We start from the raw sequence: 22,240 nt of genomic DNA on the forward strand, positions 1-22,240 counted from the left end.
TTTACGGAGATTGCTGTCATGAGCCTGCGACTTGCCATTGTGGCAGATATTCATCACGGCGCACCGTCACACACCAAACGTGGCGATGCGGCGCTCGGCCTGATGGCCGAGTTCTCTTCCTTTGTGAAGGACGCAAAACCTGATCTTGTCATCGATCTTGGCGACCGGATTTCCGACGTCGACCATGAAACAGACAGGCATTTGCAGGCGGAGGTCGCCGAAGCCTTCAAAGCCATAGACGTCCCGATCCAGCATATTTGCGGCAATCACGACCGCGATCATCTGAGCGTCGCGGAAAACGAGGCGTTCCTGGGACAGGAGCTTGCCAGCCGAACCATCGACATCAACGGCTGGCGCATCGCGTTTTGGAGAGCCGACAGCAAGATCGAGCGCAAGGGTGATCAGCCCGGCTTCAAGCTCCCCGAAGCCGATCTCCTGTGGTTGTCGCACATGGCTCAGACCGCGGACAGACCCACCCTGGTCGTCAGCCACGTGCCTGTGTCGGACCACGCGCAGACAGGCAACTACTACTTTGAGCGCAACAAGCGCTTCTCCACCTATCCTGAGGCAGCGCGTTCCAGGGCGGCGCTGGCCCAAACCCGTCAGCCCATGGTGTGCCTTGCGGGACATGTACACTGGAACACCGTGACATCGGTCGACGGCATCACCCACCTCACCCAGCAATCGCTGACGGAAAGTTTCACCACGCAGGGCGAGCCGGCTGGCGCATACGGTCTTATGGAACTCTCGGACACGGTTTTTTGGCAAGTGTTCGGGAAAGACCCGTTTGAAGTGCGGTTCACGCCGCAAAATCACCGGTGGACACCACCTTTGGGGCCGTTTTTTCAGGAAGGTTGATCATGGCAGCGATAACTTCGGAACCGATCCTTTCTGTGCGCAACCTCGGCGTCTGCTTCGGCGAGCATCGTGCCGTGGAGGATGTGTCGCTTGATATTCGCCCAGGCGAAACGCTGGCGCTGGTTGGGGAGTCTGGTTCCGGCAAGTCCGCTACGGCCCTTTCGATCCTGCGATTGATCGAACGCGAAGGCGGCACGATCGACACCGGCTCGATCAGGCTCAACGGTCAACATCCTCTTGACATAATGGCGCTTTCCAACCGCGACCTCCAGCGCCTACGCGGCAACCGCATCTCCATGGTGTTTCAGGAGCCGATGACGTCGCTCAATCCGGTGATGCGTGTCGGCGAGCAACTCATCGAGGTCTTTTACCGGCACCGTGGCATGCGCGGGCGTGCAGCCATACAAGCTGCGGAACAGGCGCTTGATACGGTCAGGATCCCGGAGCCCGCAAGACGCCTGACGCAATTTCCGCATGAACTGTCCGGCGGGCTGCGCCAGCGTGTGATGATTGCAATGGCTCTGGCCTGCCGCCCTGAGGTTCTCATCGCCGACGAGCCGTCAACCGCGCTCGACGTAACAACACAGGCCGAAATCCTTCAGCTTATCCGAACCCTGCAGGCCGAGCTCGGCATGGCTGTCTTGTTCATAACCCATGATATGGGTGTCGTTGCAGAGATGGCGGACCAGGTCTGTGTGCTCCGGCAGGGCCGCATGGTCGAGCAGGCCGATGTCCACTTGATATTCGAGGCTCCCAAGGCTGCCTATACACGCGATTTGATGGCGGCAACGCCCCGGCTCGGCTGTGGCTCGCCGCAACCGTTGCCTCAAACCGAACCGGTCCTCGCAGTCGATAATCTGTCGACCAGCTTCGTACAGCCGGGCGGGTTGTTTGGAAAGCGCCGCGAGACGCCGGCTGTTCGCAATGTGTCGTTGACCCTGTCACGGGGCGAGACGCTGGGACTCGTTGGAGAATCGGGGTGCGGCAAATCCACACTTGCGCGGTCCATTCTGCGCCTCATTGAACCGACATCGGGTACCGTTGCGCTTGACGGAACTGATCTGACATCGCTTGACCAGAACCGTCTCAGGCCGCACCGCCGCAACACGCAGATGATTTTTCAGGACCCTTTCGCCAGCCTCAATCCGCGACTGATGGTGCGCGACCTCGTCACCGAGCCTGCCCATCTGCACGGCATGGTCCAGGCGCGCGAGCGCCGTGATCTGGCTGTAAACCTTCTGGAAAAAGTGGACCTGGAAGCCGATGCCGCCGACCGTTTTCCGCATCAGTTTTCAGGCGGTCAGCGCCAGCGCATTTGCATTGCCCGCGCCTTGTCGGTCCGGCCGAAAGTCATCGTCGCCGACGAAGCGGTCTCTGCACTTGATGTGTCGATCGCACGCCGCGTGACTGAGCTCTTGTCCGACATTCAGGCGAGCGAAGGCGTCGCCCTTCTGTTCATTTCCCACGACATTGCGGTTGTCGAACGGCTCAGTCACCGTATTGCGGTCATGTATCGCGGCGAGATCGTCGAAATCGGCCCTTCGCAATCGGTTCTGCGCGCACCCAAGCACCGTTACACCCAACACTTGCTCTCAGCCGTGCCAATTCCCAATCCGTCCTTCAGACGCTCAGGAACAAGCGGGGCTCCAAATGCTCAACCCCGTTTGCCGGCGGATAGCGGACTGGCGCTTGTGGAGATTGCAGACGGGCATTTCGTGCGCGCCGAGGCCGCATAAGACGCGGATTTCAGCGCTCTGAATTGCGGCGAGCGCCCTTGAAAAACCACTCGATCTCATCCGCGAAACCTCCGGATGTCAGCGGCTGGTTGAGATTAGCACGGGCCCTGGCGGCGATATCGGCGGGCAGAATATCGCCTCTCGCATCCAGCAGATCGGCAAGAAACGGGGCATTGAACTCCGGGTGGGGCTGGACCGTCAACGCCTTGTCGCTATAGGCCAGCATGGCATTTGCGCAAAACGGCGAAGCCCCGACGACCCTCGCCTCGGCGGGCGGTTCCACCACCTGGTCCTGATGAAAGGCGATGATGCTTTGCCGACCGAAGCGCTCGCTGTCATACGTCTCAGGCCCGACGGACCAGCCACCGGAAAACTTCTCCACACGGCCGCCAAGCGCCTGCGCCAAAATCTGATGCCCGAAGCAAATGCCGACAATCGGCACGCCGTCACCATAGGCGCGCCGCAGGAACGCCTCGAGTGGCGGGATCCACGCGTGGTCTTCATAAACACCGAATCTGGAACCGGTGATCAGCCAGCCATCTGCCTCGTCAGGCGTTTTCGGTAAAATATCATCCAGGACCGGATAGGTCACAAATTCAAAGCCGCGACCGCCCAGATAACGCTTGAACAACATGTCGTAGTCGCCACGCTCCTCAAGCAGTTGCTCGGGCGAACGGCCGGTTTGTAAAATTCCTATCTTCACGACAATCCCTCAAAATGCCTGCCGGCCTAAAGCCGATCGCGCAGCGCATACCACAACATGGCCAAAGCAAGCAGCGGTGACCGGAAGGCGGTGCCGCCTGGAAACCGCGGTGTCGGTACGCTGGCCATGATATCGAACCTCTCGGCCTGTCCGGCAATCGCCTCAGCGGCAATCTGACCCGACAATGTCGCCAGCGCCACCCCCTGCCCGGAAAAGCCTGAAAAGCTCAAAACATTGCCGGAAAGGCGCGCGTAATGCGGCAACCGGTTCATGGTGATGCCCAGCGTCCCGCCCCACGCATAGTCGATCCGTACGGACCGAAGCTGCGGGAAAATCTCGAGCATCGGCCTTCGCACCGCGCCGGCAATATCGCTCGGGAAGCGGTAGCGATAGCTTTCGGTGCCGCCGAACAAGAGGCGGTGATCGTTGGAAAAGCGGAAATAATTGACGACGAATTTGCTGTCCGCGACCGCATAATTGTTACGAACCAGCTGTTCCTGCCGTTCCGGCCCGAGCGGTTCTGTGGCCACGATGTAATTGTTGATCGGCATCACCCGCGCGGCAACGTCCTTTTGCAGCCCACCGACATATCCGTTACAGCCAAGAACCACGAACCGCGCGGCTATGTTCGCCTCGCCCGTTCTGACGATTGCCTTGGGGCCATCGACGATGTCCAGAGCCCGGGACTGTTCGTAAATCCGTACACCGGCGGCAAGCGCCATACGCGCCAGACCGAGAACCAGCTCCAGCGGATCGATGTGGCCGGACCCAGTATCGAGCACTCCGCCATGATAGGCGGCTGAGTTGACCGTATCGCGCATTGCATCGCGGTCCAGGAACCGGATTGCATCGTCGCCATATTCGTCATTGAGCTTGCGGACATAATCCCGGCTTTCGGCGACAAACCGCCGGCGATGATCAGCATGAACCACGCCCTCGCGGAACTCGGTGCGCACCTCATCGCTGGCGGCCAGCGTCCCCACCAGATCGACCGCCTCGTTGCCGATGGTCCACATGGCACGGGCGTGTTCAAGGCCCACCAGCACTTCAAGCTCATCCTGATCCACACGCTGGCCGCGGCTGACCTGGCCGCCATTGCGGCCCGATGCGCCAAAGCCGATCCGCTGGGCATCAAGAAGGATCACATCATAGCCGCGCCGTGCCAGATGCAGCGCCGCGGACACGCCCATATAGCCTGCGCCGACAACACAGACATCGCATTCGAGATCACCCCGCGCGCGCGGTTGCTGCGCCAGCAGGTCGGCCGACGCCGCATAATAGGAGTTCGGATAGTTTCCCGGTTCGTCGTTGACCGTCAGCAGGTCCATTGAGCACTCCAGCCCGTATTTGTGCGCCGGGTGCAGCGCCCGCGACTCAACCCCTGCACCCGCAGGTGGTTTACGGCAAATTGCCGGTGACGGTAAGAAAAAAACGGCCCGTCTTTGCGGGGTGCGCCGGGCCGCGCAATTCCATTCAGCCACACTGTCAGACGCGTGATATGCTTGCCGCCTTCGATTGCAGCGCCATTTAGTTCCGGGCGGCAATTATGTGTGTCAAAAGATCGGTGTGACCTTCGGATGGACCTGCTGGAATTTACGGATCGCGGTATCTATTGCCCCAGGGCGGACATCTTTATCGATCCCTGGAAACCGGTCGACCGGGCTTTGATTACCCACGGTCATGCCGATCATGCGCGGCCCGGCCACGGGCTCTATCTCAGCACCGCAGCCGCAGCGCCCGTGATACGTCTAAGACTGGGCGATATATCGCTGGAAACGGTTGCCTTCGGCGAGGCGCGGACCATCAACGGCGTCCGGATCTCATTTCACCCGGCCGGTCATATTCCGGGCTCGGCGCAGATCAGGCTGGAATACCGCGGCGAGGTTTGGGTGGTTTCGGGCGACTACAAGGTTCAGCCCGATAACCTGTCGGAAGCCTTCGAGCCTGTTGCCTGCAACGCCTTTATCAGCGAATGCACCTTCGGACTTCCGGTGTTCAAGTGGCAGCCGCAATCGCAGGTCATGTCCGACATCAACAACTGGTGGCGCGACAATGCCGAAGCCGGGCGAACGAGCATCATGGGCGCCTATTCACTGGGCAAGGCACAACGGGTGCTGGCCGGCATCGATGAGAGCATCGGGCCGGTCTTTACCCACGGCGCGGTTGAAAACACCAATGAAGTCCTCAGAAAACAGGGTATCGCCCTGCCGCAGACGCAGCAGGTCACTGACGATCAAACCAAGGAAGACTTTGCAGGCTCTCTGGTAATTGCACCGCCCGGCGCGCTCGGGTCCAACTGGATGCGCCGGTTTCCCAAGGCCTCGACAGCCTTTGCCTCCGGCTGGATGGCCATGCGCGGCGTGCGCCGCAGGCGGGCGGTCGACCGTGGCTTTGTGCTTTCGGATCATTGCGACTGGACGGAGCTTAACGACGCGATTGCCGCAACCGGCGCGGAACGCATCTATGTCACGCACGGCTATACGGACATTTTCCGTCGCTGGCTGGAGGAACGCGGCTATGACGCCCGCATCGTTGAAACCGAATATCGCGGCGATGATCTGGAAGAAGCGTCCAGCGGAGCGGAGGGATCCGGATGAGGGATTTCGCCGATCTTTTTACCGCGCTCGACCGAACGACAAAAACCACCGCGAAAGTGGCGGCGCTGGCGGCGTTTTTCGGCTCCGCGCAACCAAGCGACAAACTGTGGACTATTGCGCTTTTGTCCCATCGCAGGCCACGGCGCACGGTCAACACGACGATGTTGCGCGAATGGGCAGCAGAGGCCGCCGGCATTCCTCTTTGGCTGTTTGAAGAAGCCTACCCGGTGGTGGGCGATCTTGCCGAAACGATCGCCCTTGTCTTGCCCGAGCACGGCGATGCGGACGATGTTTCCTTAAGCGAATGGATCAACCTGATTGTCGAGCTTCGCGACGTTGAGGAGGAAGACAGGAAAACGGCGGTGATGGATGCGTGGAAACGGCTGGACCGCATCGAGTGTTTCCTCTTCAACAAGCTGATCACCGGCGGGTTTCGTGTCGGGGTCTCCCAGAAGCTGATGTCACGGGCGCTCTCGAAGGCCACGGGCATTGAGGAAGCGGTGATTGCACACCGGCTGATGGGCGACTGGTCGCCGCAGACCACGACCTTCGACGAGCTCATCTTGTCAGGCGACAACAGCGACAGCCATTCGCGGCCCTACCCGTTCTGCCTTGCCTATGCGCTGGATGACGGGGTTGAAGGTCTCGGTGACACGGCTGATTGGATGGCCGAGCGAAAGTGGGACGGCATTCGCGGTCAGATTATCGTGCGCAATGGCGAAGTGTTTGTCTGGTCGCGCGGCGAAGAGCTCGTGACGGACCGGTTCCCGGAGTTTCATGACCTGGCAAGCTGTCTGCCGGACGGTACGGTAATCGATGGCGAAATCCTGCCGTGGCGTGATGGAAGGCCGCTTGATTTCCAGTCCCTGCAAACCCGCATCGGGCGCAAGACGGTGGGCAAGAAGCTGCTCAAGGACGCCCCCGTCATCCTCATGGCCTATGATCTGATGGAAGATGTTGGCGTCGATATCCGCGCGGTCGATTTCGAAAAACGCAGGGCTCGTCTTGAGGAACTGATCGGAGATGCGGCAACCCCGGCGCTGCAGCTTTCGCCGTTACTGATTTTTGACGACTGGCAGACGCTTGTCAGCGAACGGGAAGATTCGCGCACCCATGCCAGCGAAGGCCTGATGCTGAAACGCCGAGGCAGCGTCTACCACGCCGGACGAAAGAAAGGTGACTGGTTCAAATGGAAGATCGATCCGATGACGGTGGATGCGGTGATGATCTATGCCCAGCGCGGGCATGGCCGGCGGGCCAATCTCTACACGGACTTTACATTCGCGGTTTGGAAGGACGGCGAACTCGTGCCATTCACCAAGGCCTATTCCGGCCTGACCGACGCGGAATTCAACGAAATAACCAATTGGGTCCGACGCAACACGCTCGAACGGTTCGGGCCGGTCCGGCGGGTGAATCCCGTGCATGTGTTCGAGATCGCCTTTGAGGGCATCCAAAAGAGCAAGCGGCACAAATCCGGCATCGCCCTTCGATTTCCGAGAATGCGCCGCTGGCGCAAGGACAAACCGGCAGACGAGGCCGGCACGATCGAGGAACTCAACGAATTGCTGATCGCAACAACGCGCGGTTAAAGCCCCATCACCAGATCTGCGCAGCGGTCGCCGAGCATCATGGCCGGCGCATTGGTGTTGCCCGCATTGATATTGGGCACTGCCGACATATCACAGACCCGCAGCCCATCGACCCCGCGCACCCGCATACGCGCATCCAGCACCGCCATGGGATCGCCATCGGCCCCCATGCGCGCTGAACCGGCGGGATGATAGTTGGTTTTCACAAACCGTTTGCAATGCGCCTTCAGCGCTTTGTCCGACTGGTCGTCGGGCGACGGGATAGCGACCCGCTCGATATGGTCCGCCAGCGGATGGGCCGCAAAGGCGCGCAGGAAAAACCGTTGCCCGGCAATCATCTCCTTCATGTCGTCCGAATGCTTCAACAAACCGGGAGAAACGAGCGGCATATCGGACGGATCGGCCGATGCAAGACGGACTTCGCCGCGCGAACGCGGTTTGACGACGACTGTCGTCACCGTCAGACCGTGACCGTCCTCAACCAGATCGAGCGTATCGCGATCCAGATAGACGATCGGCACACAAAAGGCCTGGATGGTCGGCGGCGCATCGGGATCTGACGGATTGACGAATGCGCCTGCCTCAACCCCTGCAGATGTCACAGGGCCGGAACCGAACAGCTTGAACTGAATGCCGTTTTTCAGCATCCGCCAGCCCTCGCCCTGCTTGTAATAGCCGAACGGGCCATTGGCGAGCGCAGTGATCGGAACCTCCGGATGATCGATCAGGTTCTGTCCGACACCGGCAAGATCGGCGTGACAGGATATGCCATGCTGCGCCAGTTGGTCGGCCGGGCCAATGCCCGACAGCATCAGGACTTTCGGCGTGACGAGCGCACCGCTTGCGACAATGACCTCGCCGTCGCAATGCACGGTCCGCACATTGCCGCTCTTGTCCTTGTAGGTAACGCCGACCGCCCGCCCGCTTTCGACAACGACCTTCTGCACCTCGCAGCGCAAGCGCACGGTCAGGTTCGGATTGTTCTCCTGCGGCGTCACATAGGCGTAGGCCGCCGAACTGCGCTTTCCATGCCGGTTCATGAACTGGTAGAAGCCGACGCCACGCTGGCTGGCGCCGTTAAAGTCAACATTGAACGGCTCGCCGAGCGCCTGCACCGCCTGCACGAACCAGCGCGAGAACTCATCGATATGGCCGGGATCCGATACCAGCATCGGGCCTTTTGTGCCGTGATATGCGCCATTCAGGCGGTTGTTGCTTTCCATGCGGACGAAATGCGGCAACACGTCGTCCCAACCCCATCCGACGCGGTCATTATTGCCACGCAGAACTTCGTCCCATTCATCGTAGTCGGAAGGCCGGCCGCGCATATAGACCTGCGCATTGACGGAAGATCCGCCGCCCAGAACATTGCCCTGCGGTATATCGTGAACACGCCCGTCCAGGTGCTCCTGAGGCACGGTGCGATGATAGCGCATATATTTGGAACCGTTGATCATCTTGAAGATGCCGGGTGGCATATCAAGCAGTGGGTGGCGGTTCGAATGACCGGCCTCAAGCAACAGCACCTTCGCCTTGCCTTCACTTGCCAACCGCGCAGCAGCCACGCAACCGGCGGAGCCGCCGCCGACGACGATATGATCGAAGCTCTCGGTCATAGCTCCCCGGCGTCAAAGGTCACGCGAACATATTCCCAGGCCGCCTTCAGATGATTGACCAGGGCTTCCTCGGCGGCATCCGGATCCCGCTCGACGATCGCCATGAAAATCGCCTCATGACTTTTGTAGTTGACAGTATTGCGCTCCGGCGAGCGCAGCATCTTTTCCCAGTGCGGCGCCAACCATGAGGTGTAGCCCTCGTGAATGGCGGGAAAAATCGGGTTTTTAGGAACCTTGTAGAGCACGCCGTGAAAGGCGGTGTCGGTCGCGTAGAACGCCGCTGAATCGCCGATCGAACGTTCGTTGTCCGCCAGCGCCTGTCTCAGTTGCTGGATGTCGTCCTTTTGAGCCGACAAGGCGGCCTCGCGCACCAATGCACGCTCGATGAAGACACGGCTGTCATAAAGGTTCTTCACGCCGCCATGTTCGCTCAGCAGATGCCGCACGACACCCCCAACGGCTGTAAGTGCGGTTTCGTAGTCGGGCTTGCGGACGATGGGACGATAGCGCGGCTTGCTTTCTATCAGACCGCGGCTGGAGAGCGTGGCGATGGCTTCGCGGATAACGGTACGGCTCGCATTGAACTGTTCCATGAGATTGCGTTCGGCCGGCAGTGGCGCATCGTTCTCAAGCACGCCGGACACAATCTGCTCCTCCAGCTTTTCGATCACGGCGTCGGCCGCCCGACGGGAATGAACCGTCACATTGCCCTCATCATCATAGTTGTTCGTGCTCACTTCAGATCAATCCTTCCAATCGTGCAGCCCCACACGCAGTGACTGATATTGGCACGTCTATATCGCAATTTTGGTATGATTAAAAGCGTAAACATCTGTGACAAACGCTCCTGTTTCCACACTTTTATAAATATTATTTGACATTTGGACTGATTAAGATTTTACTTCAGTAAAGTTTGGTCGTACCAAATAGTGAGAATTAAAAATGCTCGACCTGCCATCCGGCAAAAATGGTGTCAGCACCTATGCAATGCTCATCAACGGGGCATGGGCGGACATCGGCGGCCGTGCATCGATCGAGGTCGAGAATCCGGCCGATCAATCCGTCATCGCAACGATCCCGGAAGGCACGCCGGATGATGCGCATCGCGCACTGGAGGCCGCCGCCACAGCCCAACCGCCATGGGAGGCAATGCCGGCAATCGAGCGCGGACGGCTCGTCTCACGCCTGGCTGATGCCGTGTCATCCAACCGGGAACGGCTCGCGCGCATCGTCGTTGCCGAACAGGGCAAGCCGCTCAATCAGGCCGAGGGCGAAATCGGTGCAGCCGAGACATTTTTGCGCTACGCGGCTGAAAACGCCCGACGTATCGAAGGCGACATCCTTCCATCCGACAACAAAGATGAAGAGATCTGGATCAAACGCAGACCCTATGGGGTCGTCGCCGGCCTGACCGCCTGGAACTATCCGGCGGCGCTTGCTGCCCGCAAGCTTGGGCCCGCATTGGTTGCCGGCAACACATTTGTACTCCTGTCTCACGAATTCACACCCCTTTCGGGACTGGAACTTGCCCGCCTCGCGCAGCAAGCCGGAATACCCGATGGCGTGTTTAACGTGGTCACCGGACGTGGCCCTGTTGTCGGACGCACGCTGGTGGAAAGCCCGTTGACCGATCTCGTCACCATGACAGGCAGCACCCGGGCGGGCCGCGAGATCTACCAAAGCGGTGCCGAGCGACTGAAAGTTCTCAGGCTCGAGCTTGGCGGCAAAGCCCCCTTTATCGTCATGGAAGATGCCGATATCGATGCCGCGGTTTCAGCGGCGGCGCAGGCCCGATACACCAATTGCGGCCAGATCTGCACCTGCAGCGAACGCATCTATCTGCACCAGGACATCGCGGACGAGTTCACGGAAAAATTCATCACCGTGTCAAAGGAGCTCTCGATCGGCGATCCGCTCGGAAATCCCGATATCGGGGCAAAGATCAGCGGCAGCGAGGTCGAAAAAGTCAAGGCCCTCGTCGATGAGGGTGTCAAATCGGGCGCACAAATCCTGCTTGAGGGCGGCCCACTGACCGAAGGCGACTATAGCCGCGGCTACTGGTATGCGCCGACTGTTCTGACGGTCAATGAGAACAGTTCGCCCCTCATGCAGAAGGAAATCTTCGGGCCGGTTGTTCCGATCATGCGAGTCACCAGTTTCGAGCAGGCGATCGAGCGTGCCAATGACACGGATTTCGGCCTGTCCGCCTATGTTTTCACTAAAAATATCAAACGGTTGATGGAAGTATCCCGTAAGCTGAATTTCGGCGAGATCTATTTCAACCGCAGCAATGGCGAACAGGTTCAGGGATTCCATACCGGCTGGGGACAGTCGGGATTGGGAGGCGAAGACGGCAAGTACGGCTTCGATGGGTATCTGCGCAAGCAGACCACATACGTCAGTTGGGCCTGATCGGGCCCGCAGGAAAAGCGGCGGGGAGGCACCGCGCCGTCAACCATGGAGGAAATCATGAACAGAAGAACTTTGCTTGGGACAGTGGCTGCTGCAGCGATCGGTCTTGCCGGCTTTGCAACAGCCGGGATCGCCGACGACCTGCCTGCGCTGGAAAAGAAAGACCGCTACAAGGTCGGCTTTGCCCAGATGGAAAGCAACAACCCATGGCGCATTGCTGAGACCAAATCGTTCCACGATACGGCCGAAGCGTGCAACTGGGACCTGATCGCCACGGACGCTGCCGGTTCAGCCGCAAAGCAGGTGGCTGATGTCGATTCCATGATCGCCCAGGGAATCGACGTGCTCTTCCTGCCACCGCGCGAGGAAAAGCCGCTTATTCCAGCCGTCATGAAGGCCAAGGCCGCCGGTATTCCGACGTTCCTCGTCGACCGGTCGGTTGATCCGAATGTTGCCAAGCCAGGCGAGCATTTTGTCGCTTTTCTCGGTTCCGACTTCATCGACCAGGGACGCCGGGTGGCCGAATGGACACTTGAGAACTTCCAGGGTGACAAGGGCATCATCGTGCAGCTTGAAGGCACTACCGGCTCCTCGCCGGCGAATGACCGCAAGAAAGGCTTCGACGATGTCATGGCAAAGCATGACAACATGACGATCGTTGCCTCACAGACCGGCGATTTTGCCCGCGACCTTGGCCGTCAGGTCATGGAAACGCTGCTGCAGGCTCATCCGGACGTCAATATTGTGTACGCGCACAATGACGAGATGGCGATCGGCGCGATCCAGGCTCTGGAGCTTGCCGGCCGCAAGCCCGGCGAGGATATTCTTGTTGTTTCGATCGATGGAACGCGCGATGCACTCCAGGCGATCATTGACGGCAAGATGGGTGTCACGGTGGAATCGTCCCCGTTCTTCGGCCCGCTCGCCTGTGAAACGATGAACCGCTATGCAAACGGCGAGGAGATCGAACACTGGGTACAGGTCAAGGACCGTATCTTTACTGCGAGCAACGCCGCGGATCATATAGACGAAGCCTACTGATCCTCCCTGCAGGAGAGGCCTGCTTACCCTTTGTGCGGCCTCTCCTGTCATCCATCGGAGCGTCTCATGCAGTCCCTTTTGTCAATGAATGGCATGGATAAGGCTTTTTCGGGCGTGCCAGCCCTGCGGCAGGCATGCCTGGAAATCGCGCCTGGAGAAGTTCATGCGCTGATCGGTCAGAACGGTGCCGGCAAATCGACGATGATCAAGATCTTGACCGGTGTCTACAGCAAGGACAGCGGAGACATATGCTTCGACGGCCAAGATGCGGATATTGCCAGCCCGGGCCAGGCCCAGAAATCCGGTATCGCCACCATTTATCAGGAACTCAATCTCGTGCCGTTGCGCAGCGTCACAGAAAATGTCGTGATGGGATATGAGCCCAAGCGGCTGGGCATGTTCGTCAACTGGCCGGAGGCGCATCGGCGCACTCGCGAAATCCTGTCACGTTTCGGCATCGATATCGACGTAAAGGCGCCTCTCGGTACCTATTCAACGGCGATTCAGCAACTGGTCGCCATCGCACGGGCCGTATCGCTCAATGCCAAGCTCGTCATCATGGACGAGCCGACCTCCTCCCTCGACGACCGTGAGGTCGAGGTGCTTTTCGGAGTTGTTCAGGAGTTGAAAAGCTCCGGCGTCTCCGTGCTTTACGTCTCACACTTTCTCGACGAGCTGTTCAAGATCTGCGACCGGGTGACAACGATGCGCGACGGCCAGACCGTCTCCGTCAGAACGATAACCGAGACCAGCAAGCTGGAACTCATCGCTGATATGCTGGGACGCAATGTCGAGGATATCGAGGCCGCTGGCATGACCGACCTCGGCGGCGGCGAAAAGCAACTGGGCAACGTGCTGTTGGAAACCAGTGCCATTGCAACGGACCAACGGCTCTTCGAATTCAACCTGTCCGTCCGCAGGGGCGAGATCGTCGGTCTCGGCGGCCTGCTTGGATCGGGACGTACGGAAGCCGCACGCGCCCTTTTCGGTGTTGATGCGGTCACACAAGGCGATATCCGGCTGAAAGGCAAATCCTGGACGCCCACCAGCCCGGCAGGCGCCATCGCCGACCGCATCGGTATGCTAACCGAAGACCGCAAGGCCGAAGGCATCGTTCCCGATATGTCGGTCCGCGAGAACATGACCCTTGCCCTGCTGCCAAAGCTGAGCCGCAGCGGGCGCATCAACACGACCCGGGAACGCGAGATCGTCGACGAATATATTGCGGCGCTCGGTATCAAGACGTCCGACATGGACCAGCCGATCCGGGAACTCTCGGGTGGTAACCAGCAAAAAGTGCTGCTCGCCCGCTGGCTGGCGACCGAACCTGAACTGCTCATCCTGGACGAGCCGACGAGAGGCGTCGATGTCGGCGCGAAGCTCGAGATTCAGGCCATCATCCGGCAATATGTCGATCGCGGCTTTGGCGTGGTTCTGATCAGTTCTGAATTTGAGGAACTGGTGGAAGGCGCCGACAGGATTGTCGTGCTTCAGGACGGCTACTCCGTCGCGACACTTGAAAATCCGGGCATCACCGAAGATGCGCTCGTCAAGGCGATCGCTCATCACCATAATGAGGAGCACGCCTGATGTCCGATGGCTCCCTTTCCGGCGGCAAGGCCGTTTCACGCACAACACCCGCCCTGTCGCTGAGCACATTGCGTACCCATGGCGGACTTATCGCGCTGCTTTTGATCCTGGTGTTTAACGCGCTGTTCACACCGAACTTCCTGCAGGTTCAAACCCTCTTCGTGAATATCAGCCAGGTGGCGACCATTGCGATTGTCGCCATCGGCATGACACTGGTGATCGCAACGGCAGGCATCGACCTCTCCGTCGGGGCGGTCATGGCGCTGGCCGGCGCGCTTGCCCCGCTGATCTTCCAGTCTGAATTCGGCACAGTTTATCCGGCACTCGGTATTGCGGCGGCCTTCATCCTGCCCTTGATCGCGGCCGGCCTTTGCGGCCTCTTCAACGGAGTGATGATCAGCTATCTGAACGTCCAGCCGATCATTGCAACCCTGATCCTGTTCATCTCCGGTCGCGGCATTGCCCAGGTTCTGACCAACGGAAACCTTCAGACCTTCAGCAATCCCTATTTCAGCTATCTGGGCACCGGAAAAATCCTGGGCCTGCCCTTTCAGGGCTGGCTGGCGCTTGCCCTTGCGGTCGCCGTCTACTGGCTGGTTTCGCGTACCATTTTCGGGCGCTACCTGCTGGCGGTCGGCGGCAATGAAAAGGCTGCCCGCCTGTCCGGTGCACCGGTGCGCATGGTCAAGATAGGCGCGTATGTCCTGTGCGCATTTCTCTCCGGCATAGCGGGCCTTATCGTCGTTGCCATCAACTCGGCGTCCGATGCGGCACGCAACGGCAATCTGATGGAACTCGACGCAATTGCGGCTGCCGTCGTCGGCGGCGCGCTTCTTCAGGGCGGGCGCGCTCCGATATTCGGAGCAATTCTTGGAGCCATCATCATTCAGCTCGTCAAATACACGCTGCTTGCAAACGGCGTCGAAGACGAAGTCGCGCTCATCGCCAAGGCGGCCATCATCGTTCTGGCGGTTTATATCCAACAGGCGAGAAAGGAATAGTCATGCCGGGTTCAGAAGCCTTTGACCTTCGACGTTTCCTTCAAAGCGACGGACGCAATGCCGGCGTGTGGATTGCCCTGGTCGCGCTGATCCTGTTCGGCCTTGCCCGTTACGAGAATTTCGGCGGCGCTTACAACATCGTCTCGTTCCTCAACTACAATTCGATGTTCATCGTGATTTCGATCGGCATGTGTTTTGTCATCATGACCGGCGGCATTGATCTCTCCGTCGGCTCGGTCGCGGCCTTCACCTCTGTTGTCGCGGCCTATTTGAGCCCCTACGGCATAGAGGTCGCGCTGCCGGGCGGGGTGCTGGCGGGTGCGGCCTTCGGCGCCATCAACGCCTTTTGCATCATCGCCATGCGCATCCCACCCTTTATCGCAACGCTGGCGACTATGCTCGCGGCCAAGGGCGGCGCCCTCGTTATCAGCGGGGCGCAGACCATTTCCGTTGACTGGGGCAGCAACTTCACCAAGCTCGGCATGGAAAAGGCCTTCAACGTCGTTCCCTGGACGATTGTCATCGTCGCGCTGGTGGCAATTGTTCTATGGGCTGTCCTGGAACACACCTCTCTTGGCCGCACGGTGCTTGCCATCGGCGGCAGCGAGGATGCCTCCAACCTCATGGGTCTCAAGGTCAACCGCGCCAAGGTCTTCGTCTATCTCATCAGCGGCGGATGCGCAGGGCTCGCAGGTGTCTTTCTCGCGTCTGGCTATGGCGCCGGCCAACCGCTTGAGGGTATCGGATGGGAACTGTCGGCGATCGCCGCAGTGGTTGTCGGCGGTACGCTTTTGACCGGCGGCCTCGGCTCGGTGACCGCAACCGTTGCAGGGGCCCTGCTCCTGGGCCTGGTGTTCAACATTCTCAATTTCGAGAACGGGCGCGGCACGATCAGCCTGAGCGCCTATTGGCAGATGGTCATTCGCGGCGGCTTCCTGTTTGTCGTCATCCTGCTTCAGACACGCATGACCGCGTCCAGACAGAAGGCGGGATAAGGCATGGCCAAGATCCAACACATCGAGGCGCGGTATTTTTCGCTGCCGCTCAGCGAAGTGCTGACCGATGCCATGCATGGCCAACACTCCGAGTTTGAGCTGATCACCGCAACGGTTCACCTCGACAACGGTACGGAAGGCACCGGATATACCTATACGGGCGGGCGTGGCGGGCGCGCGATCCTCGCGCTGATCGAAAATGATCTCGCCCCCTTCCTCATCGGCAAGGACGCGGCTGATGTGGAGGAGCTCTATGATGCCATGCAGCTCTACGTGCATTATGTGGCGCGCGGCGGCATTGCATCCTTCGCGATATCGGCTCTTGATATCGCGCTGTGGGACCTGCGCGGCAAAATCCGCAATGAACCGCTTTGGACCATGGCGGGCGGTACGGCCAACCGGTGCCGGGCGTATCGCGGCGGCATCGATCTGAATTTCCCCTTACCGAAGCTCCTCGACAGTATCCGTGGCCATCTGGATAACGGTTTCGACGCCATCAAGATCAAGGTGGGCCGCCCGGAGCTTGGCGAAGATGTTGAACGCCTTGCCGCCGTGCGCGATCTCATCGGCCCGAAGGTGGCTTTCATGGCCGATGCGAATTACGCCCTGAGCGTCGAACAGGCCATTGCCGCCTGCGCAGCCTTCAAGCCGTTTGATTTGCTTTGGTTTGAGGAGCCGATTCTTCCGGATGACTATACGGGTTACGGCCGGATCGCCGAGGCCACCGGCATGCCGCTCGCCATGGGCGAAAACCTGCACACCATCCACGAGTTCGAGCTTGCCGTTGCCTATTCGAAGCTCTCATTTCTTCAGCCGGATGCCTCAAATTGCGGCGGCATCACCGGCTGGCTGCGTGTCGCTGACCTGGCGCGCAAGGCGGGCCTGCCGGTGTGCAGCCACGGCATGCAGGAACTCCATGTCGGCCTTGTTTCGGCGCAGCCGAATGCCGGTTGGCTGGAAGTGCATTCATTTCCGATCGACACCTATACGACCCGGCCGCTCATCGTTGAAAACCATCTTGCAGTCGCATCCGATCTGCCGGGCACCGGCGTCGTTTTCGACTGGCAGAAACTCCAGGCCGCCCACGATCTGGCCGCTTAGTCAAGGACAGTCCCATGCAAACCACAGCCGCCTTTTATACGGGCGACCGCACATTTTCGATCGAGCAGGTGGATAGCCCGCAGCCCGGCCCGGGTGAGGTCCAAATCGATGTCGCCTATTGCGGCATTTGCGGAACAGACCTTCACGTTTATCAGGGCCATATGGATGCGCGGGTCGGCTCACACCGTGTCATCGGGCATGAGATGTCCGGAACGGTGGCTGAGATTGGCGTGGGGGTTGCGGGCTTCGCACCCGGCGACCCGGTCGTCGTGCGTCCGCTCGACCATTGCGGAACCTGCCCGGCCTGCAAACGCGGCCACCAGCATATCTGTCAAAACCTGAAATTTCTCGGCCTGGATACGGACGGAGCCTTTCAGCAGAAATGGACCGTGCCGGTTCATACCCTTCACCACCTTCCTGAAGGCCTAAAACTCGCCCACGCGGCTCTGATCGAGCCCCTGGCTGTCGCCTGCCATGATGTGGGACGCGGCAAGGTACAAGACGGTGAGGATGTCCTGGTCATCGGTGGCGGCCCCATTGGCATGCTGATCGCAATGGTCGCCCGGCATGCCGGCGGCGTGGTGACGATTTCCGAGATCAACGAGCATCGTATCGCATTTGCACAAGGGCTCGGCTTTGCAACAATCAATCCGGCACAAGCAGATGCCGCCAAGACCGTCAAGAAGGCCACTGGCGGCAAAGGTGCGGATGTGGTTTTCGAGGTCTCCGGCAGCCAGCCGGGCGTTGAGCTGATGACTGACGCGGCTGCCACGCGGGCGCGTATCGTCATGGTCGCGATCCATGCCACCGCGCCGAAGGTCGATCTTTTCCAGTTTTTCTGGCGGGAGATTGAAATGCTGGGTGCACGTGTCTACCAACCAGCGGACTATGAAGAGGCCATGAAGCTGCTTTCCGGCGGCGCGATTGATGCCGATGCGATGATCACCGACGTCAAGGGGCTTGATCAGGTAGGGGATGCCTTTGCCGAACTGGCGGGCAATCCGCGCGCTATGAAAACGCTGATCAACTGCAACGGGGAGGCTTGAGCGTGGGCGTGCTGAACAGCTTTGATCTGAAGGGGAAAACGGCTCTCGTGACCGGCTGCAAACGCGGCATCGGGCAAGGCATGGCCGAAGCACTGGCGCAGGCCGGGGCGGACATTATCGGTGTCAGCGCCAGCCTGGAGCCTTCAGGCAGCGCGGTTGAACAGTCGGTAATGTCAGGCGGCAGGAGGTTCAGCGCCTATCGATGCGATTTTTCCGATCGTGCTCAGGTCAGTGAGTTCGCGGCAACGGTCCTGCGCGATCACCCGCAGATCGATATTCTTGTCAACAATGCAGGCACTATCAAACGCTGCCCTGCAGCCGAACATGGCGATGCGCTGTGGGACGAGGTCATCGAGGTCAATCTCTCGGCTCAATTCGTCCTGACACGTGAAGTCGGCCGCTCCATGGTCGCGCACGGCTCGGGCAAAATCATTTTTACGGCTTCCCTCCTCACCTTTCAGGGCGGCATCACCGTTCCGGGCTACGCAGCCTCCAAAGGCGGCATCGGCCAACTGACCATGGCTTTTGCCAATGAATGGGCCTCAAAGGGCGTCAACGTCAACGCCATCGCGCCCGGTTATATCGATACCGACAACACAGAAGCGCTCAGAAACGATCCGGACCGGTCGCGTGCCATTCTCGAACGCATTCCGGCCGGCCGCTGGGGCAGGCCTGAAGATTTCGCCGGCCCCATTGTTTTCCTGGCATCGCAGGCATCGGACTACATGCATGGCTCGATCGTTACGGTCGACGGAGGCTGGATGGGACGGTAGCGGCGACCGGAGTGTTCTGGGCCGGTTTACCGATTTAACATCGGAGGAAGCACGACACGCAGAGATTCGCAGTTCGACGGCAGGGGAATTGCACCCTTGCTGTGGACGGACATGACGACCTGACAGGCATTGCGGATATCGTCGGCCAGATCATGGTAGATGACCGCGTCAATGCGGCCTTGCGCGAGCAACAGGCGGTTGTCCGGATCCAGGTCATGGGCGATGAACAGCGGCAGCTTGATACCGGCTCTGCTCATTGCATCAAGCAGCGCCGGATTTCCGCCGCCGATGGAATAAAGCGCTGATGGCTTAAGGCCCTGAGCTGCAGCGCGGGCAACCCGTTCCGAAAATTCTGGCCCCTCCTGGCCTTCGACAAAGGTTTCGATGCGCGAAGCCGGGCAATCGCGTTCCATCGCCTTGCGAAAGCTCCTTTCCCGGTCGCCCTCGCTTTGGAAACCATCATTGCGGACCGTCACCAATACGCGCGGCGGCTTTTCGCCTGCGGACCATTTGCGGACCATCCAGGCGGCTGTTTCTCCGGCATAGAAATTGTCGAGCCCGACATAGGCGGATCGCGATGTTCCGGGCATGTCGGTCGCCAGCGTCACGACCGGCATGTCTTGTGCGACGAGCCTGTTTACCGCCTTGCGGATAGCACCGGTATCGGGCGCCATGACAATAACGCCATCGCTGCCGAGCTTTAGCGCCCGGTCAAGGGATGCGACGACATCAACTTCTGAAAATCGTGTCCGGATGTCGCGGCGAATGCGGAATATCGCCGATTGGAACAACGGCAACTCCCGGTTCACGGCTGCATCGAGCGCATCGAGAAAAGCCTGCGGCGCCTCAACCAGAAGATCGAGCATCAGTTTTCGCCCACGCATCGACAGCTGGGTTTCCTGCGCTTCCAGTTCGGAAATGGCATTCCGGACCCGGTTGGCGGTTTGTGGCCGCACTCCGGGACGCCCGTGAATCACCCGGTCGACCGTGGCGATGCCAACGCCGGCCTGGTGGGCAATCTCCTTTAGTGGAAAACGATGTTTCATGATCCTTGATGGTTTTTTGATGGACTGAAACGACGAAATTGATGGTTTGTGTGCCTATTATAGCCGCCAGGGATATCTATTTCGGGAGGAATATCATGCTTGATCAAAAGCACACCCACGCATCTGTCTGGCTTGATGACCGCGACTGCGACATTGAAGCCTTCAAACGCCACATCGACCAGGAAACCAGCAAAGCCGACTATCCACTGGCCGAGGAGATTGCCGGCAATATTCCTGTTTACGATGGGGATGCCATGCGCAAAGCTATGGCCGATGAGGACGACGCACGCGCGGTCATGGCCGAATGGAACCGCTCGTTTCAGTCGGGACCGGGTATTGTCGCCATCCGCAAGGCCTATGCCGATATCGCGCTGGTCGACGCCGTCACCGAGGAGTTGAGTGCGATCATTGCCGAGGAAGAGGCGGGCAATTCCGGCAAGGGCGATCATTTTGCCGCCGCCGGAGCCAACAGCCGGGTCTGGAACGGACATGAGAAACTGTGCGTTCGCGCGCCGGAACTCTTTGCCCGCTACAACGCCAACGAGCTGATCCGGCGGGTGGCCGAATCCTGGCTCGGTAGCGGCTACCAGATCACCACGCAGGTCAATGTGGTCCGGCCGGGCGGCAAGGCGCAAACGGCGCACCGGGATTACCATATGGGCTTCCAGGACTTTGAGACACTCAAGGGCTTTCCGGCTTCGCAACACGCGCTGTCCGCGGCACTGACGCTTCAGGGCGCCGTTGCTCACAGCGACATGTCGATCGAAACCGGGCCAACCAAACTGCTGCCCTATTCGCAGAGCTATCTGCCGGGTTATCTGGCCGTTTTGCAGGACGATTTCCGTGATGTCTTTGAAGAGCGCTTCGTTCAGCTGCCGCTCGCAAAGGGTGACGCCGCTTTCTTCAACCCTGCGACCTTCCATGCGGCCGGTGAGAACGTGACGAACGATGCCCACCGTTTCGCCAATCTGATGCAGATCGGTTCGACCTATGGCCGCTCGATCGAAATCGTGGACCGTTCCCGGATCACGCGGAGCGTCTATCCTCATCTCAAACGCCTCCTGACCGATGGTGTGCTGACGGCGCGCGAAGCCGACAATGTCGTCGCCGCGACGGCGGAAGGGTACCCGTTTCCGGCCAATCTCGACATCGACTCGCCGCTGTCGGGCATGGCACCTCCCAGCCAGCAGGACGTTATGCGTCAGGCCCTGGCCGAGGACTGGACCTTCGAGCAAATGGACGCGGCGATTTCCGAACAGGACGGCCGAAAACGGTCGCACTAAACTGATCCGGGCGGCGTAGAGGCGCCGCCCCTGCCCGGCAAAATGACTGAGATCAGGCGTCTTCGGCGGAAACAATACCGGGCGCATAGGTGCCATCCGGGCGTTTTCCGAGGATCACCATCTGCAAAACCTGATCCTTGTCCGTTTCCGTTGTGGAACCGGTCCAGACATGGCGCCCGTTTTTCATAACCGAAATCCGGTCCGACAGATCGAAGACGTCATGCAGGTCGTGGCTGATCATCACAATGGCAATGCCTTCGCGTTTCAACGCCTTGATCAGCTCAGCGACCATCTGGGTCTCGTGGGGTCCGAGCGCTGCCGTCGGCTCGTCCATGATGATGATGCGGGCGTTGAACTGCAGTGCCCGGGCGATCGCCACGGACTGGCGCTGACCGCCGGACAGATTGCTGACCGGATCGTGGAATTTACGGAACTGCGGGTTCAGCCGCTTCATCACCTTGATGGCGGCATGCTCCATCGCCGGTTCGTCCAGCGCGCCCCAGCCCGTCTTGATCTCGCGGCCAAAAAATATGTTGGCGGCGGTGTCCAGATTGTCGGCCAGCGCGAGCGTCTGGTAGATGGTTTCGATGCCAAGCTCCTTGGCGACAACCGGCGTGTCGATCCTGACCTCTTTGCCGTCGACACGGATCTCACCTGAATCCACGGTGTACGCGCCGGAGAGCATCTTTATGAAAGTCGATTTTCCCGCGCCATTATGGCCAAGCAGGCCGACCACCTCGCCGGGATAAAGATCAAGGCTCATATCCTCGACGGCATGGATGCCGCCGAAGCGCTTATAGATATTCTTCATTTCCACTACGGGTGTGGTGGCTTTGGTTGTCATCGCCCG

The 22,240-nt window shown here is 59.7% G+C and carries 19 protein-coding genes; 13 read left to right on the plus strand and 6 right to left on the minus strand.

Features of this window, described 5'->3' with window-relative positions; translation table 11 throughout:
- Positions 1–18 precede the first annotated feature (18 nt).
- Positions 19–858, plus strand: a complete 840-nt coding sequence (locus OQ273_RS15415) for a metallophosphoesterase family protein (RefSeq protein ID WP_267991385.1) — start codon at positions 19–21, stop codon at positions 856–858.
- 2 nt (positions 859–860) lie between these two features.
- Positions 861–2,594, plus strand: coding sequence for an ABC transporter ATP-binding protein (locus tag OQ273_RS15420; protein WP_267991386.1), 1,734 nt, complete (start codon positions 861–863; stop codon positions 2,592–2,594).
- A gap of 10 nt (positions 2,595–2,604) precedes the next feature.
- Here the strand turns inward: OQ273_RS15420 and OQ273_RS15425 are convergent, their stop codons facing one another.
- The gene (locus tag OQ273_RS15425; protein ID WP_267991387.1) at positions 2,605–3,297 is read right to left on the minus strand and encodes a type 1 glutamine amidotransferase; all 693 of its coding nucleotides are present in this window, start codon (positions 3,295–3,297) and stop codon (positions 2,605–2,607) included.
- A 26-nt stretch (positions 3,298–3,323) separates the two neighbouring features.
- Positions 3,324–4,625, minus strand: a complete 1,302-nt coding sequence (locus OQ273_RS15430; protein WP_267991388.1) for an NAD(P)/FAD-dependent oxidoreductase — start codon at positions 4,623–4,625, stop codon at positions 3,324–3,326.
- 249 nt (positions 4,626–4,874) lie between these two features.
- Between OQ273_RS15430 and OQ273_RS15435 the strand changes: the two genes are divergently transcribed.
- Both OQ273_RS15435 and OQ273_RS15440 read left to right on the plus strand, forming a co-directional pair.
- Positions 4,875–5,894 carry a ligase-associated DNA damage response exonuclease gene (locus OQ273_RS15435; RefSeq protein ID WP_267991389.1) on the plus strand — a complete coding sequence of 340 codons (1,020 nt, stop codon included), beginning with the start codon at positions 4,875–4,877 and terminating at the stop codon, positions 5,892–5,894.
- Positions 5,891–7,486 carry an ATP-dependent DNA ligase gene (locus OQ273_RS15440; RefSeq protein WP_267991390.1) on the plus strand — a complete coding sequence of 532 codons (1,596 nt, stop codon included), beginning with the start codon at positions 5,891–5,893 and terminating at the stop codon, positions 7,484–7,486. The genes OQ273_RS15435 and OQ273_RS15440 overlap by 4 nt, the downstream gene beginning before the upstream one ends.
- On the opposite strand, the gene OQ273_RS15445 is transcribed toward OQ273_RS15440, so the two are convergent.
- Positions 7,483–9,102 (minus strand): GMC family oxidoreductase, encoded by a 1,620-nt coding sequence (locus OQ273_RS15445; protein WP_267991391.1) that lies wholly within the window; start codon positions 9,100–9,102, stop codon positions 7,483–7,485. The genes OQ273_RS15440 and OQ273_RS15445 overlap by 4 nt on opposite strands.
- Positions 9,099–9,839 carry an FCD domain-containing protein gene (locus tag OQ273_RS15450; protein WP_267991392.1) on the minus strand — a complete coding sequence of 247 codons (741 nt, stop codon included), beginning with the start codon at positions 9,837–9,839 and terminating at the stop codon, positions 9,099–9,101. The genes OQ273_RS15445 and OQ273_RS15450 overlap by 4 nt, the downstream gene beginning before the upstream one ends.
- Before the next feature lie 205 nt (positions 9,840–10,044).
- On the opposite strand from OQ273_RS15450, the gene OQ273_RS15455 reads away from it, so the two are divergent.
- From OQ273_RS15455 to OQ273_RS15490, 8 genes are all read left to right on the plus strand, one after another.
- Positions 10,045–11,514, plus strand: a complete 1,470-nt coding sequence (locus tag OQ273_RS15455; RefSeq protein ID WP_267991393.1) for an aldehyde dehydrogenase family protein — start codon at positions 10,045–10,047, stop codon at positions 11,512–11,514.
- Positions 11,515–11,559: 45 nt separating this feature from the next.
- Positions 11,560–12,555, plus strand: coding sequence for an ABC transporter substrate-binding protein (locus OQ273_RS15460; RefSeq protein ID WP_425493383.1), 996 nt, complete (start codon positions 11,560–11,562; stop codon positions 12,553–12,555).
- Positions 12,556–12,621: 66 nt separating this feature from the next.
- Complete coding sequence (locus tag OQ273_RS15465) at positions 12,622–14,145, plus strand: sugar ABC transporter ATP-binding protein (protein ID WP_267991395.1); 1,524 nt, start codon at positions 12,622–12,624, stop codon at positions 14,143–14,145.
- Complete coding sequence (locus OQ273_RS15470) at positions 14,145–15,146, plus strand: ABC transporter permease (RefSeq protein ID WP_267991396.1); 1,002 nt, start codon at positions 14,145–14,147, stop codon at positions 15,144–15,146. Before OQ273_RS15465 ends, OQ273_RS15470 begins: the two co-directional genes overlap by 1 nt.
- Before the next feature lie 2 nt (positions 15,147–15,148).
- The gene (locus tag OQ273_RS15475) at positions 15,149–16,141 is read left to right on the plus strand and encodes an ABC transporter permease (protein WP_267991397.1); all 993 of its coding nucleotides are present in this window, start codon (positions 15,149–15,151) and stop codon (positions 16,139–16,141) included.
- Positions 16,142–16,144: 3 nt separating this feature from the next.
- Positions 16,145–17,242 carry a mandelate racemase/muconate lactonizing enzyme family protein gene (locus OQ273_RS15480; protein WP_267991398.1) on the plus strand — a complete coding sequence of 366 codons (1,098 nt, stop codon included), beginning with the start codon at positions 16,145–16,147 and terminating at the stop codon, positions 17,240–17,242.
- Positions 17,243–17,256: 14 nt separating this feature from the next.
- Positions 17,257–18,288, plus strand: a complete 1,032-nt coding sequence (locus OQ273_RS15485) for a zinc-dependent alcohol dehydrogenase (RefSeq protein ID WP_267991399.1) — start codon at positions 17,257–17,259, stop codon at positions 18,286–18,288.
- Entirely contained in the window at positions 18,285–19,061 is a 777-nt protein-coding gene (locus OQ273_RS15490) for an SDR family NAD(P)-dependent oxidoreductase (RefSeq protein WP_271292117.1), read from the plus strand. The genes OQ273_RS15485 and OQ273_RS15490 overlap by 4 nt, the downstream gene beginning before the upstream one ends.
- Before the next feature lie 26 nt (positions 19,062–19,087).
- Here the strand turns inward: OQ273_RS15490 and OQ273_RS15495 are convergent, their stop codons facing one another.
- Entirely contained in the window at positions 19,088–20,107 is a 1,020-nt protein-coding gene (locus tag OQ273_RS15495; RefSeq protein ID WP_267991400.1) for a LacI family DNA-binding transcriptional regulator, read from the minus strand.
- 95 nt (positions 20,108–20,202) lie between these two features.
- Here OQ273_RS15495 and OQ273_RS15500 point away from each other — a divergent pair, with 95 nt between their 5' ends.
- Entirely contained in the window at positions 20,203–21,390 is a 1,188-nt protein-coding gene (locus tag OQ273_RS15500; RefSeq protein WP_267991401.1) for a phytanoyl-CoA dioxygenase family protein, read from the plus strand.
- 52 nt (positions 21,391–21,442) lie between these two features.
- Here OQ273_RS15500 and OQ273_RS15505 read toward each other — a convergent pair whose 3' ends face one another.
- Positions 21,443–22,234 carry an ATP-binding cassette domain-containing protein gene (locus OQ273_RS15505; protein ID WP_267991402.1) on the minus strand — a complete coding sequence of 264 codons (792 nt, stop codon included), beginning with the start codon at positions 22,232–22,234 and terminating at the stop codon, positions 21,443–21,445.
- Positions 22,235–22,240: the final 6 nt, after the last annotated feature.

The sequence above is a fragment of the Hoeflea prorocentri genome, from assembly GCF_027944115.1.
Taxonomy (GTDB): Bacteria; Pseudomonadota; Alphaproteobacteria; order Rhizobiales; family Rhizobiaceae; genus Hoeflea_A; species Hoeflea_A prorocentri.

Bases quoted from the DNA above. Each gene is read 5' to 3' on its own strand.
- OQ273_RS15475 (WP_267991397.1), top strand. From the start codon at position 15,149: ATGCCGGGTTCAGAAGCCTTTGACCTTCGACGTTTCCTTCAAAGCGAC.
- OQ273_RS15430 (WP_267991388.1), bottom strand. From the start codon at position 4,625: ATGGACCTGCTGACGGTCAACGACGAACCGGGAAACTATCCGAACTCC.
- OQ273_RS15505 (WP_267991402.1), bottom strand. From the start codon at position 22,234: ATGACAACCAAAGCCACCACACCCGTAGTGGAAATGAAGAATATCTAT.
- OQ273_RS15435 (WP_267991389.1), top strand. From the start codon at position 4,875: ATGGACCTGCTGGAATTTACGGATCGCGGTATCTATTGCCCCAGGGCG.
- OQ273_RS15415 (WP_267991385.1), top strand. From the start codon at position 19: ATGAGCCTGCGACTTGCCATTGTGGCAGATATTCATCACGGCGCACCG.
- OQ273_RS15460 (WP_425493383.1), top strand. From the start codon at position 11,560: ATGGAGGAAATCATGAACAGAAGAACTTTGCTTGGGACAGTGGCTGCT.
- OQ273_RS15470 (WP_267991396.1), top strand. From the start codon at position 14,145: ATGTCCGATGGCTCCCTTTCCGGCGGCAAGGCCGTTTCACGCACAACA.
- OQ273_RS15455 (WP_267991393.1), top strand. From the start codon at position 10,045: ATGCTCGACCTGCCATCCGGCAAAAATGGTGTCAGCACCTATGCAATG.
- OQ273_RS15485 (WP_267991399.1), top strand. From the start codon at position 17,257: ATGCAAACCACAGCCGCCTTTTATACGGGCGACCGCACATTTTCGATC.
- OQ273_RS15500 (WP_267991401.1), top strand. From the start codon at position 20,203: ATGCTTGATCAAAAGCACACCCACGCATCTGTCTGGCTTGATGACCGC.
- OQ273_RS15440 (WP_267991390.1), top strand. From the start codon at position 5,891: ATGAGGGATTTCGCCGATCTTTTTACCGCGCTCGACCGAACGACAAAA.
- OQ273_RS15480 (WP_267991398.1), top strand. From the start codon at position 16,145: ATGGCCAAGATCCAACACATCGAGGCGCGGTATTTTTCGCTGCCGCTC.
- OQ273_RS15445 (WP_267991391.1), bottom strand. From the start codon at position 9,102: ATGACCGAGAGCTTCGATCATATCGTCGTCGGCGGCGGCTCCGCCGGT.
- OQ273_RS15465 (WP_267991395.1), top strand. From the start codon at position 12,622: ATGCAGTCCCTTTTGTCAATGAATGGCATGGATAAGGCTTTTTCGGGC.
- OQ273_RS15420 (WP_267991386.1), top strand. From the start codon at position 861: ATGGCAGCGATAACTTCGGAACCGATCCTTTCTGTGCGCAACCTCGGC.
- OQ273_RS15495 (WP_267991400.1), bottom strand. From the start codon at position 20,107: ATGAAACATCGTTTTCCACTAAAGGAGATTGCCCACCAGGCCGGCGTT.